This is a genomic window from Rhodococcus sp. PSBB066 (genome assembly GCF_017068255.1).
Classification (GTDB): Bacteria; Actinomycetota; Actinomycetes; order Mycobacteriales; family Mycobacteriaceae; genus Rhodococcus; species Rhodococcus aetherivorans.
This window is the reverse complement of sequence record NZ_CP070859.1, coordinates 5606976-5618656: the sequence shown is the minus strand read 5'-3', so window position 1 is coordinate 5618656 and position 11681 is coordinate 5606976. Positions and strand designations below refer to the sequence as shown.

12 protein-coding genes are annotated in these 11681 nt (G+C 71.7%); 3 read left to right on the top strand and 9 right to left on the bottom strand.

Annotated elements, in window-relative coordinates; all coding sequences use genetic code 11:
- Positions 1–112: 112 nt before the first annotated feature.
- The 7 genes from JYA75_RS25605 to JYA75_RS25575 all read right to left on the bottom strand — a co-directional run bounded on the left by JYA75_RS25605 (position 113) and on the right by JYA75_RS25575 (position 6729).
- Positions 113–1615 (bottom strand): carboxyl transferase domain-containing protein, encoded by a 1503-nt coding sequence (locus tag JYA75_RS25605; RefSeq protein ID WP_203329516.1) that lies wholly within the window; start codon positions 1613–1615, stop codon positions 113–115.
- Positions 1616–1676: 61 nt separating this feature from the next.
- On the bottom strand, positions 1677–2867 hold the full coding sequence (locus tag JYA75_RS25600; RefSeq protein ID WP_006936068.1) for an ABC transporter permease: 1191 nt from the start codon (positions 2865–2867) through the stop codon (positions 1677–1679).
- Positions 2864–3754 (bottom strand): ATP-binding cassette domain-containing protein, encoded by an 891-nt coding sequence (locus JYA75_RS25595; RefSeq protein ID WP_029541864.1) that lies wholly within the window; start codon positions 3752–3754, stop codon positions 2864–2866. The genes JYA75_RS25600 and JYA75_RS25595 overlap by 4 nt, the downstream gene beginning before the upstream one ends.
- 32 nt (positions 3755–3786) lie before the next feature.
- Positions 3787–4323, bottom strand: coding sequence for a hypothetical protein (locus tag JYA75_RS25590; protein ID WP_065923525.1), 537 nt, complete (start codon positions 4321–4323; stop codon positions 3787–3789).
- A 5-nt stretch (positions 4324–4328) separates the two neighbouring features.
- Positions 4329–4619 (bottom strand): helix-turn-helix transcriptional regulator, encoded by a 291-nt coding sequence (locus tag JYA75_RS25585; protein ID WP_029541869.1) that lies wholly within the window; start codon positions 4617–4619, stop codon positions 4329–4331.
- A gap of 101 nt (positions 4620–4720) precedes the next feature.
- Complete coding sequence (locus JYA75_RS25580) at positions 4721–5095, bottom strand: RNA-binding S4 domain-containing protein (RefSeq protein ID WP_006936062.1); 375 nt, start codon at positions 5093–5095, stop codon at positions 4721–4723.
- Positions 5092–6729, bottom strand: a complete 1638-nt coding sequence (locus JYA75_RS25575) for an ABC-F family ATP-binding cassette domain-containing protein (protein ID WP_065922927.1) — start codon at positions 6727–6729, stop codon at positions 5092–5094. The genes JYA75_RS25580 and JYA75_RS25575 overlap by 4 nt, the downstream gene beginning before the upstream one ends.
- A gap of 86 nt (positions 6730–6815) precedes the next feature.
- On the opposite strand from JYA75_RS25575, the gene JYA75_RS25570 reads away from it, so the two are divergent.
- Both JYA75_RS25570 and JYA75_RS25565 read left to right on the top strand, forming a co-directional pair.
- Entirely contained in the window at positions 6816–7640 is an 825-nt protein-coding gene (locus JYA75_RS25570; protein WP_203329515.1) for an aldo/keto reductase, read from the top strand.
- Positions 7641–7788: 148 nt separating this feature from the next.
- Positions 7789–8295, top strand: a complete 507-nt coding sequence (locus JYA75_RS25565) for a pyridoxamine 5'-phosphate oxidase family protein (protein ID WP_006936055.1) — start codon at positions 7789–7791, stop codon at positions 8293–8295.
- 109 nt (positions 8296–8404) lie between these two features.
- On the opposite strand, the gene JYA75_RS25560 is transcribed toward JYA75_RS25565, so the two are convergent.
- Positions 8405–9466 carry a trypsin-like peptidase domain-containing protein gene (locus tag JYA75_RS25560; RefSeq protein WP_029541879.1) on the bottom strand — a complete coding sequence of 354 codons (1062 nt, stop codon included), beginning with the start codon at positions 9464–9466 and terminating at the stop codon, positions 8405–8407.
- Positions 9463–10563 (bottom strand): NAD(P)-binding domain-containing protein, encoded by a 1101-nt coding sequence (locus JYA75_RS25555; protein ID WP_185713783.1) that lies wholly within the window; start codon positions 10561–10563, stop codon positions 9463–9465. Before JYA75_RS25555 ends, JYA75_RS25560 begins: the two co-directional genes overlap by 4 nt.
- Positions 10564–10792: 229 nt before the next feature.
- Here JYA75_RS25555 and JYA75_RS25550 point away from each other — a divergent pair, with 229 nt between their 5' ends.
- The gene (locus tag JYA75_RS25550; RefSeq protein WP_029541883.1) at positions 10793–11680 is read left to right on the top strand and encodes an SPFH domain-containing protein; all 888 of its coding nucleotides are present in this window, start codon (positions 10793–10795) and stop codon (positions 11678–11680) included.
- Position 11681 lies beyond the last annotated feature (1 nt).

Sequence of the window (11681 nt, the reverse complement as noted above, 5' to 3'; positions counted from 1 at the left end):
CTGACCACAGACTGTGACGCTGACCACCCTATTCGAGAGCCCCCGGGGTGAGGCACTGCCCGTTCGGCCGGTGCGCCGGGCGGCGCCTCGGCGTCGGTGAGCGGGCACGCGACTACCGGGGCAGCCCCAGCTTCCGATAGCGCTCGAGCCGCCGCCGGTATCGCAGCGTCGGGTCCTGGCTGACGAGCACGCCGAGTTCGCGGGCGACGGCGGCACCGACACGCTTGGCGAACTCGGTGGGCTCCTCCGCGGCATCGGGGAACTCGGGGATCACACCGTCGACGACACCGTCGCGCAGCAGGTCGCGGGAGCGGATGCCCTGAGCCGCCGCCATCTGCGGGGCGTGGGTGGTGTCGCGGTGCACGATCGCGCTGGCGCCCTCGGGCGGCAGCGGGGCGAGCCAGCCGTTCTGCGCGCACAGCACCCGGTCGGCGGGCAGCAGCGCCAGCGCGCCACCGCCGGTGCCCTGCCCGAGGAGCACCGACACCGTGGGCGTCGGCAGGGTCACCAGGTCGGCCAGGCAGCGGGCGATCTCCGGCGCGAGTCCGCGTTCCTCGGCCTCCTTGGACAGCGAGGCGCCGAGCGTGTCGATCACCAGCACGAGGGGAAGGCGGAGTTCGTCGGCCAGCCGCATCGCGCGCCGCGCCTCGCGCAGCGCGCCCGGACCCATCGTCCGCGCTGCGGACTGCCCGCTGCGGTCCTGGCCGAACAGCACGCACGACGCGCCGCGGAACCGGGCGAGCGAGACCAGCACGGTGCGGTCGGACTCGCCCTGCCCGGTGCCGGACAGCGGGACCTGCGCGGCCGCGGCATGCCGCAGCAACTGCCGGATGCCGGGACGCTCCGTCCGGCGGGAGAGCATTACCGACTGCCACGCCGGCACGTCGGGCACGTCGTCGGCGGAGGTGACCGCGGGACCTGCGGACGCATCGATGACCGTCGGCTCGGTGAGCACGCGGAGCATCCGGTGCACGAGCTGGCGGACCCCGGCGAGCGGCACCACCCCGTCGATCACGCCCTTCTGGGACAGGTTCTCGGCGGTCTGTACGCCCTCCGGGAAGGCCTCGTGGTAGAGCGCCTGGTAGACGCGGGGGCCGAGAAAGCCGACGAGCGCGCCGGGTTCGGCGGCGGTGACGTGCCCGAGCGAACCCCACGACGCGAACACCCCGCCGGTGGTGGGGTTGCGCAGGTACACCAGATAGCCGAGGTGCGCGGCCTTGTGAGCGGTGACGGCCGCCGCGATCTTGACCATCTGCACGAACGCGAGGGTGCCCTCCTGCATCCGGGTGCCGCCGGACGTGGGGGAGGCCAGCAGCGGCAGCTGCTCGCGGGTGGCGCGTTCCACGGCGAGGACGATGCGCTCGGCCGCGGCCACCCCGATCGACCCGGCGAGAAAAGCGAACTCGCAGGCGATCACCGCGACGTGCCGGCCGTGCACGGTTCCGACGCCGGTGATCACGGACTCGTCGACGCCGGACTTCGCCGCCGCGGCCTCGAGCTCGGCGCGGTACTGCTCGTCGGGGTGCACGTCGACGGGGGCGGTGTCCCAGGAGTGGAAGCTGCCCGCATCGAGCACGCTGTCGATGAACTCCTGCGCCGAGATCCTGAGGGCCATGGCACGACCCTAGCCGTGCGTCCTTCGGGCGCCTCCAGGCTCCCGAAGGACGCACCGGCGCCTACCGGCCGATCGCCTCCTTCCAGGTGACCACGCGGCCGATGCGCAGGATGGACCGGCGGTAGATCCGCGCCCCGACCACGCTCAGGGCGCCGGTCACGAGCAGCATCAGCACGATCGTGCCGACGATCTGCAGCGGGGTCGCCACGCCGGAGGCGATGCGCAGCGGCATCAGGATCGCCGAGAACGGCGGGATCCAGCTCAGCACGGTGCTCCACGTCGACTCGGGGTCGTCCACGGACGAGAAGGCCGCGAAGAACATCGCGACGATGAGCACCATCAGCGGGGACGCGGTGGCGTTCACGTCCTCCTGGCGCGACACCATCGAGCCGGCCGCGGCGTAGAGGACCGCGAAGAACGCGAACCCGAGGACGAACCAGCCCAGTGTGCCGGCGAGCGTGCCCAGGGCCGCGCCGGTGACGGTGAGTGTGCCGGTGGCGAGACCGGCCCCCACCCCGGCCACCCCGTATGCGGTGAGCTGCAGCAGACCCACCGCACCGATGCCGAGGATCTTGCCCCACAGCAACTGCAGCGGGCGCAGCGTCGACAGCAGCAGCTCCACCACGCGCGACGACTTCTCCTCGACCACGCCCATCGCCACGTACATCCCGAACATCATGATCTGCATGTAGAGCAACACGACCGCCGCGATCGCCAGGGTGGTGCGCTGCGCCTGCTCCGGGTCCGGCGGGTCGAGGGCCTCGACGGTCACGGTCGCGCGGGCGGTGTCCGCCGCCAGCGCGGACGGGTCGACGCCGCGCGCGGTGAGGGCCTCGACCTGCGCCTGCTGCGCGACGGCCGTGTCGATCGTCGCGCGCAGGGCCGGATCGATCTCCGATTCGGCGACGGCGGTGACGGAACCCGCCGGGCCCGGGACCAGCGCGACGTCGAGCTCGCCGTCGCGTACCCGGTCGCGGCCGGTGCCGGCGTCCGGGATCTCCGTGACGTCGACCGGGCTGCCCGTGGCTTCTCCGACGGCGGTGACGGCGGCGCCGAGGGCCGGGTCGCCGACGACGCCGACGGTGGCGGGTTCGTCGTCGCCGGAGAACAGCGACACGGCGACGATGCCGCCGACGATTGCGAGCAGGATGATCGCGTTGCTGATCAGGAAGCTCTTCTTGCGGATCTGGGTGAGGAACTCACGGCGGGCCACCAGCGCGACGGCGCGGGCGGGACTCAACGGGGCGCTCACGCGGCGACCACCTCTCGGAACAGGTCGGTCAATGTCGGCCGACGAACGGAGAACTCGTGCACCGGGCCGGTGGCGAGCGCGGCCCGGAGGATCTGCTGGTCGTCGGCGCCGTTGCCGAGGACGAGGACGGTGCGCCCGCCGCCGTGCGCGACGGTGGTGACGCCGGGCAGCCCGGCGGCCCAGCCCTCGGGGGCCTGTGGGGCGTGCACCTCGAGCCGGGCCTCACCGTGGCCGCGCAGTTCGTCGACGGTGCCGACGGCGCGCATCGTTCCCTTGGAAATGATCCCGACACGGTGGCAGAGCCGTTGCACGAGATCGAGCTGGTGGCTCGAGAAGATCACCGGGACACCGGTTTCGGCCTTCTCCATCAGCACGTCGCTCATGACGTCGACGGCGACGGGGTCCAGGCCCGAGAACGGCTCGTCGAGGACCAGCACCCTCGGGTCGTGCACCAGGGCGGCCGCGAGCTGGACCCGCTGCTGGTTACCGAGGGAGAGCGCGTCGACGGCGTCGTCCACCCGCTCGGCGATGCCCAGCCGGCTCGTCCAGCGCGTCACGGCGGCATCGGCCTCGGAACGGGAGAGTCCGTGCAGCCGAGCGAGGTACGACAGTTGCGCGCCGACCTGCATCTTGGGGTACAGCCCCCGTTCCTCCGGCATGTACCCGATGGTGCGGCGCACCTGGAGGTCGACGGGCCGGCCGTCGAGCCGGACCTCACCGGAGTCGGCGGCGAGCACCCCGAGGACGATCCGCATGGTGGTGGTCTTCCCGGCGCCGTTGCTGCCGACGAAGCCGAACAGCTCACCGGGCCGCACGTCGAAGGTGACGTCGTCGAGCGCGACGACGTCACCGTATCGTTTCGAGACACCGTTGATCGTGAGCGTCACGTTTCCTCCGTCTTCTCGGGTTGTTCTCTGCGTCAGTCGGTTTCGTCGTGATCGGGGTTGTTCCAGGCGAGGATCATCGCGGGCAGGCAACCGCCGATCAGCGTCGCGGTCAGCGTCATGAGCCCGCCCGCATAGGCCATCCTGGGATGCATGCCGTCGGTCAGCACGCTGCCGACGACGAGGTAGAGCACCGGAATCATCACCAGGGACTGGGTCACGGTCAGGGCGATCGAGCGAGCGCTGTTGCGTTCCTGGATCTCCCGCTCGTCGAGGGCCGCGCGCGGTGCGTCGCCCTGCCGGCCCGAGACGATCTGCAGCGAGATCCAGAGGGGGAAGAACGCCAGGCACGCCGGCAGCCACAGCAGTGGTCCCCGTTCGAAGAAGTGGCACAGCACGCCCACGGTGAACATGAGAACGAACGTCGCGGCGAGAGCTACGACCAGGATTCGGCGGCGTCGACGAGTGCGCCAGCGCGGCAACATGTTCCGGAACTTTTCTTCGTTCCTCAGGAAGCGCCGGGTGCGGAAGGCCTCGTACCGTTCGAGGAGGGTGGCGTCGTGCACGGGCATCTCGGTCACTGTGCGTCACGTCCTTCGGTTGCGGTGCGGATCCGGTACACCTCGGTGGACAGCGGCCCGAACTCGGTGCGGGAGAACACGGCCTCGACCGGGAGGCCGAAGACGTCGCAGATGCGGAAGGCGAGGTCGAGGCTCGGGTAGTGGTCGCCACGCTCGAGGGCGCCGACGGTCTGGGGATTGACCTCGACGAGCTGCGCGAGCTGCGCGCGGCTCATCCCGCGTTCCGCGCGCAGGACGCGGATGCGGTTGTGAATCGGCAGGGTTTCCCCCCGACGTACCGGACTCATACAACGAAGTATTGTAAAAACCCAACGAACGGTCAAGCGGTGTCGACGCGTCCGCGCGGCAGGCAGCACCCCGGCGCGCCGCCGAAAGACCCGCGGGAGTCCTACTCGAGCAGCCCGCGGAGCCGGTCGAGCTCGCGCCGGTCCCGCTTGGTGGGCCGGCCCGTGCCGCGGTCGCGGCGGGGAATCGAGGCGAGGATCTCCTTCGGTGGGGGAGGGGGACTGTGGTCCTCGTACGCCTGGGCGGCGACCGGCGCCCCCACCCGCTTGGCCAGCAGCTGCGTCACCCGCACGATCCGTTCCGCCCCGGCCACGCGCACCCGCACCTCGTCGCCGACCTTCACGGGCTGCGACGGCTTCGCGGGGGCGTCGTTGACCCGCACGTGCCCGCCGCGGCACGCGGCCGCGGCGGCGGACCGCGTCTTGAACAGGCGCACCGCCCAGGTCCAGCTGTCCACCCGGACGCTGCCCGCCGTCATGCCGGCTCCTCCGTCAGCCGCCCCCCGTCGAGGTGCCACCGGCGGGTCGAACGGGTGTTGGCGAGCATCCGGCGATCGTGGGTGACCAGCAGCAGCGTGCCCTCGAAGCTGTCGACGGCCTGCTCGAGCTGCTCGATCGCGGGCAGGTCCAGGTGGTTCGTCGGTTCGTCGAGCACCAGCAGGTTCACCCCGCGGGCCTGCAGCAGGGCCAGTCCGGCCCGGGTGCGTTCGCCCGGTGACAGCGACGACGCGGACCGCAGCACGTGGTGGCCCCTGAGCCCGAACTTGGCGAGCAGCGTCCGCACCTCCGCGTCCGGCCAATCCGGCACCTGCGCGGCGAAGGCGTCCACGAGCGGCTCGTCGCCCTCGAACAGCGCACGTGCCTGGTCGATCTCGCCGATCCTCACGCCCGACCCGAGGGCCGCGGTGCCGGTGTCGGGCCGGATCCGGCCCAGCAGCAGGCGCAGCAGCGTCGTCTTCCCGGCGCCGTTCGGGCCGGTGACGACGATCCGGTCGCCCCACTGCACCTGCGTCGTGACGGGGCCGAGCACGAAGTCGCCGCGGTCGACGCGTGCGCCGTTCAGGGTGGCCACCACCGCACCGCTGCGCGGCGCCGCCGCGATCGACATGCGCAGCTCCCACTCCTTGCGCGGCTCCTCGACGACGTCGAGCCGCTCGATGCGGCGCTGCGTCTGCCGCGCCTTCGCCGCCTGCTTCTCGGTGGCCTCGGCGCGGAACTTCTTGCCGAGCTTGTCGTTGTCCTTGGACTTGCGGCGGGCGTTGCGGACCCCGTGCTCGAGCCAGTTGCGCTGCATCCGGGCGCGATCCTCGAGCTCCTGCTTGGTGTCCGCGTACTCCTCGTAGGTCTCGCGGGCGTGCCGCCGAGCCACCTCGCGTTCGACGAGGTAGGCCTCGTAACCGCCGTCGTACACCGCGATCTGTTGCTGCGTCAGATCCAGTTCGACGATCCCGGTGACCGTGCGGGCCAGGAACTCGCGGTCGTGGCTGATCACCATCAGCGCGGTGCGGGTCTCGGCGACGAATCGCTCGAGCTGATCGAGGCCGGCCAGATCGAGGTCGTTCGTGGGTTCGTCGAGCAGCAGCACGTCGTACCGGGACAGCAGCAGGGCCGCCAGCCCGGCCCGCGCCGCCTGTCCCCCGGAGAGCCCCGTCATGGGCGCGTCCAGCCCGACCTCGAGGCCCAGGTCGGCGACGACCTTCTCGGCGCGTTCGGCGAGATCCGCGCCGCCGAGCGCGAGCCACCGTTCCAGGGCGGGGGTGTAGTCGTCGACATCGGTGGTCCCCAGCGCCTCGGCCGCGGCGTTCATCGCGTGCTCGGCGTCGGTGACACCGGTCCGTCGGCCGAGGAAGCCGAGGATCGTCTCGCCCGGGACGCGCTCGGGTTCCTGGGCGAGATACCCGACGGTGGCGTCGGGCGGGCTGAGGACGACCGTGCCGGTGACGTCGGCGGTGCCGACCCCGGCGAGCGTCGTGAGCAGGGTGGACTTGCCTGCGCCGTTGGCGCCGACCAGGCCGATCACGTCGCCGGGCGCGACGGTCAGGCTCAGGTCGGTGAACAGGGTGCGTTCGCCCCGGGAGGCGGACAGGCCGCTGATGCGCAGTGTTGCAGTCACCTCTCGATTATCCCCACGCGCGTCGCGGGGTTTCCGGATGGTGGGATGCGGGGAACACCGGGCGGCCGGAACGGGTTGGGCCGATCATGACCGTTCCCACGATCACCCTCAACGACGGCAACACGATTCCGCAGCTCGGCTTCGGCCTGTGGCAGGTCGAGGACGAGCAGAGCTACGACGCGGTGACCGAGGCGCTGCGGGTGGGCTACCGCAGCATCGACACCGCGGCCCTCTACGGCAACGAGGCCGGCACCGGCCGCGCGCTGCGCGACTCGGGCGTCCCCCGCGACGAGCTGTTCGTCACCACCAAGCTGTGGAACAGCGACCAGGGCTACGACTCGGCGCTGCGCGCCTTCGACACGAGCCTGGGCAGGCTCGGCCTCGACTACGTCGACCTGTACCTGATCCACTGGCCGGCGCCGGCCCAGGACCGCTACATCGCTACCTTCCGCGCCTTCCAGAAGATCAAGGCGGAGGGCCGCGCCCGCTCGATCGGCGTCTCCAACTTCCGGATCGAGGATCTCGACCGGCTGATCGACGCCGTCGGCGAGGTCCCGGCCGTCAACCAGATCGAGCTGCATCCGCGGTTCAACCAGGCCGAGCTGCGGGCGTATCACACCGGCAAGGGCATCGCCACCGAGGCCTGGAGCCCCCTCGGCCAGGGCACCGTGCTCGAGGACCCGACGCTGACGTCGATCGCGCAGGCGCACGGCCGCACCGTCGCGCAGGTGATCCTGCGCTGGCACATCCAGCTCGGCACCATCGTCATCCCGAAGTCCGTCACGCCCGAGCGCATCGCGAGCAACTTCGACGTCTTCGGTTTCGAGCTGACCGCGGACGACCTCGACCGCATCCGCGGGCTGCACGACGACGGCGGCCGCATCGGCGGCGATCCCGCCACGTTCTCCTGATCCGCGGGGCCGGGGCGGTGGCCGAATGTGACACGCGTTCGATCTGATCGACGCAGTGTGACATTCGGCCCGCGCGGGCGATGAGTTCTCCCGGTCCGACCGGTCCGTATCGATACGGGCTCCGGCCGGAGCCGGGAGAGGAGTCGTCGTGAGCACACCTGTCACCACCACCGTCGATGCCCGCTTCGGGGACGAGGGGGAGCCGCCCCTGCCGTGGACCGACACGGAGGAGCTTCTCGAGTCCGCGCAGCTGTACTGGCTCAGCACGGTCCGGCGCGACGGCGTACCGCATGTGACACCGCTGATCGGACTGTGGCACGCGGGCGGATTTGTCTTCTGCACGGGCCCGGGCGAGCAGAAGACGCACAACCTCCGGCACAACGATGCGGTGGCTGTCACCACGGGCGTCGCGACGTGGGCGGCCGGCACGGACGTCGTGGTCGAGGGGCGGGCCCGGCGCGTCACCGACGGCGACGCGCTGCGCGACGTCGCCGAGGCGTACTACGTCAAGTACGGCCAGCAGTGGCGGTTCGAGGTCCACGGCGACGCCGTCGGGCCGGTGGACGACCCGGGCTGGGTCTTCCGCGTCGAGCCGAGCAAGGTGCTCGTCTTCGCCAAGGGGCCGTTCGGGCAGACCACGCACCGGTTCGCCTGACCGCCCGTGCCGACGGCCCGTTCCCGGCCGGATGTCACATTGCTTCGATCCGATCGAACGCATGTCACATTCGGCCACACAGCCGCGCGAGCATCGCGCCGGTCGCCTGTCAGCGGGGCGGGCCGGCGTCCAGCGTGAGCGTGGCGGTGCGTCGCTGCCCGGCGGCGTCGAGCCAGCCGATCTCCACGCTGTCGCCCGGCCGTCGCGCCATCAGCATTTCCTCGAGGTCCGCCGTGGACGAGACCGGGCGCCGGTCGAACGCGACGATGACGTCGCCGATCTCGAGGTCGGTGCCGGCGGCCGGGGTGCCGTAGCCGACCCACAGCACTTCGGCGCCGGTCTCCTGGCCGCCGGTCCGGCCGGTGGTGACGCTCACGCCGAGCAGCGGGGTCGGGCCGACGTGCACCGTCCCGGCGCTCGTGCCGGTACGGACCTGGTCCACCACGTCGAGGGCGATCCCGATGGGCACCGCGTACGCCTCGGGTGGGTCGGGGACGACGGCCGGATCCGGTTCCAGGGCCCCGGCGGTGTTCACCCCCACGACGGTGCCGAACGCGTCGACGAGCGGACCCCCGGAGTCCCCGGGCCGGATCGCCGCGTCGACCTGCAGCATTCCGCTGAGCCGGCGCAGGGATCCGTCCATCGAATCGCGCACCGACACCGTCTTGTCGACGGCGACGACCGTGCCGGGCGCAGGCACGACGACCCCGCCGCCGTCCGCGTTGCCGAAGGCGGTCACCGGCGCTCCCGGTTGCGGAAGGGGGCTCTCGGTGACGGCCGCGACCGGCAGGCCGGCGGCGGAGCCGAGTTGCAGTACGGCGATGTCGAGGGTGGTGTCGTAGCCGAGCACCGCGACGTCGTAACTCGCACCCGTGTGGGGGCTGACCGCGCTGATGTCGGTGGCGCCGGTGACGACGTGGTGGTTCGTGAGCACCGTGCCGTCGGCGGTGAGGACGATGCCGGTGCCCGAGATGCCGCGCCAGCCGCGGTTGGCGGAGAGGGTGACGACGGCCGGCGTGATCCGTGCCGCCACCTCCTCGGTGGTAGGCACGACGGGCGGGGCGGGTGCCGGGGGTGGCGGCGGCAGCACGACGATCTCGACCGTCGCCGGCGCGGTGAGCACCAGTCCGGCGGACACCATCGCCAGGACGGCGCCGATGCGGCGGATCACGGCCCCGGCGCGGTGGCCGCGAGATGGTCGACGAGTTCGCGGGCGGCGGCGCGACCGGCGCGGTTCGCGCCGATGGTCGACGCCGACGGCCCGTACCCGACGAGGTGGACCCGCGGGTCCGCGGAGACCTGCGTCGCCAGCTTCCCCGTCATGGTGATGCCGCCGCCGGGATTGCGCAGGCCGAGGGGCGCGAGATGGTCGAGGGAACTGCGGAAACCGGTGCACCACAGGATGACATCGACATCGAGCGTGGTGCCGTCGGGCCACCGGACGCCGGTCTCGGTGATCTCGTCGAACATCGGGAGGCGGTCGAGTGCGCCGCGTTCGCGGGCCGCACGGATAGCGGGCGTGACCGGCAGTCCGGTCACCGACACCACCGACCCGGGCGGCAGGCCCCGCCGTACCCGGTCCTCGACCAGCGCGACGGCGGCCCGGCCGAGTTCCGGGGTGAAATCCTCGTTGCGCCAGGCGGGTTCGCGGCGGGTCACCCAGGTGGTTTCGGTGACGCGGGAGATCTCGTCGAGCAGCTGCACCGCCGAGATGCCGCCGCCGACGACGAGGACGTGGCGGCCGGTGAACTCGTCGGCGCTGCGGTAGTCCCGGGTGTGCAGCTGGCGTCCGCGGAAGCGGGTGGCGCCCGGGTACCAGGGCACGAAGGGGTGTTCCCACGTGCCGGTGGCGTTGACCAGTCCGCGGGCGGAATACACGCCGCGGTCGGTCTCCACGCGCAGTCGCTCGCCGCGGGCGCACACCACGTCGACCTGGACGGGGCGGTGCACCGGCAGGTGGAAGCGGGCCTCGTAGGCGCGGTAGTACTCGGGAACCGCGGCGGCCGCCGGCACCTGCCCGGCGGTGGTGTCGACCGCTTCGGAGAACGGCCACCCCGGCAGGTCGTGTACTCCGTTGACGGTGCTCAGCGTCAACGACGGCCACCGCTCCTGCCAGGCGCCGCCGGGGCCGAACGACCGGTCCAGCACGACGAACCCGGACTCCGGTTCGACGCCGAACCGCTGCAGGAAGTAGGCGGTGGACAGCCCGGCCTGTCCCGCGCCGATCACCACGACGTCGACGGGGGTCGCCGGTGCGTCCGTCGTCATCACCGCCCTCCCTTCCGTGGGTCCGCACCCATGATGCACCGGCGTCCCCGTCGCCGCCGTGCCGTCGGCACGATCGGGGCCGTGCCGTCGGCACGATCGGGGCCGTGCCGTCGGCACGATCGGGGCCGGCGCGACCACCGGCGGAGGGACTCACGGGCTTTCCCACACGACCAAAAATGTGATATCACTTTAATATCGCATTGCAATGACCGGGAAGGGAGTCACCGCCATGTCCGCCACGCCCTCCGTAACCATCGAGCGGCCCGGACGATCCGCGAGCGGCTGGTCCGTCCTCGCGATCGCGCTCGCCGTGGACGTCGTGGCAGCGGCGCTCGCCGTGTTCGGCGCGGTGAACCACAACGTCGCGCTCGTCGTGGCCGGCGCGGTGCTGTTCGTCCCCGCCACCGTGGCGCTCGCCGGCCTGGTCCTCGTCGAACCCAACGAGGCCCGCGTGCTGCAGTTGCTCGGCAGCTCGTACTCGGGCACCCTCCGGCAGGACGGGCTGCGCTGGATGAACCCGCTCAACACCCGGCGCAAGATCTCCACCCGCATCCGCAACCACGAGACCGGGATCGCCAAGGTCAACGACGCCGACGGCAACCCCATCGAGATCTCCGCCGTCATCGTGTGGCAGGTCGAGGACACCGCCCGGGCCGTGTTCGACGTCGACGACTTCGAGGAGTTCGTCGCCGTGCAGACCGAGGCGGCCGTCCGCCACATCGCCGGCAGCTACCCGTACGACGCGGGCCCGGAGACGTTGTCGCTGCGGCAGAACGCCGACGAGATCACCTCGAGGCTCTCCGCGGAAGTCGACGAGCGGGTCGGATCCGCCGGCGTGCGCGTTGTCGAATCCCGGATCAACCGGCTCGCGTACGCGCCCGAGATCGCGCAGGCCATGCTGCGCCGCCAGCAGGCGGGTGCCGTCATCGCCGCGCGCGAGCAGATCGTCAGGGGCGCGGTCGGCATGGTCGGAACCGCCCTCGAACAGCTCGAGAAGGAGCACACCATCGAGCTCGACGAGGAGCGCAGGGCCGCGATGGTGAGCAATCTGCTCGTGGTCCTGTGTGGTGACCAGAGCGCGCAACCGGTGCTCAACACCGGATCGCTCTACGCCTGAG

Excerpts from the sequence above, each read along its gene's own strand:
- JYA75_RS25605 (WP_203329516.1), bottom strand. The coding sequence starts at position 1,615 with ATGGCCCTCAGGATCTCGGCGCAGGAGTTCATCGACAGCGTGCTCGAT.
- JYA75_RS25590 (WP_065923525.1), bottom strand. The coding sequence starts at position 4,323 with ATGCCCGTGCACGACGCCACCCTCCTCGAACGGTACGAGGCCTTCCGC.
- JYA75_RS25585 (WP_029541869.1), bottom strand. The coding sequence starts at position 4,619 with ATGAGTCCGGTACGTCGGGGGGAAACCCTGCCGATTCACAACCGCATC.
- JYA75_RS25580 (WP_006936062.1), bottom strand. The coding sequence starts at position 5,095 with ATGACGGCGGGCAGCGTCCGGGTGGACAGCTGGACCTGGGCGGTGCGC.
- JYA75_RS25570 (WP_203329515.1), top strand. The coding sequence starts at position 6,816 with ATGACCGTTCCCACGATCACCCTCAACGACGGCAACACGATTCCGCAG.
- JYA75_RS25555 (WP_185713783.1), bottom strand. The coding sequence starts at position 10,563 with ATGACGACGGACGCACCGGCGACCCCCGTCGACGTCGTGGTGATCGGC.
- JYA75_RS25550 (WP_029541883.1), top strand. The coding sequence starts at position 10,793 with ATGTCCGCCACGCCCTCCGTAACCATCGAGCGGCCCGGACGATCCGCG.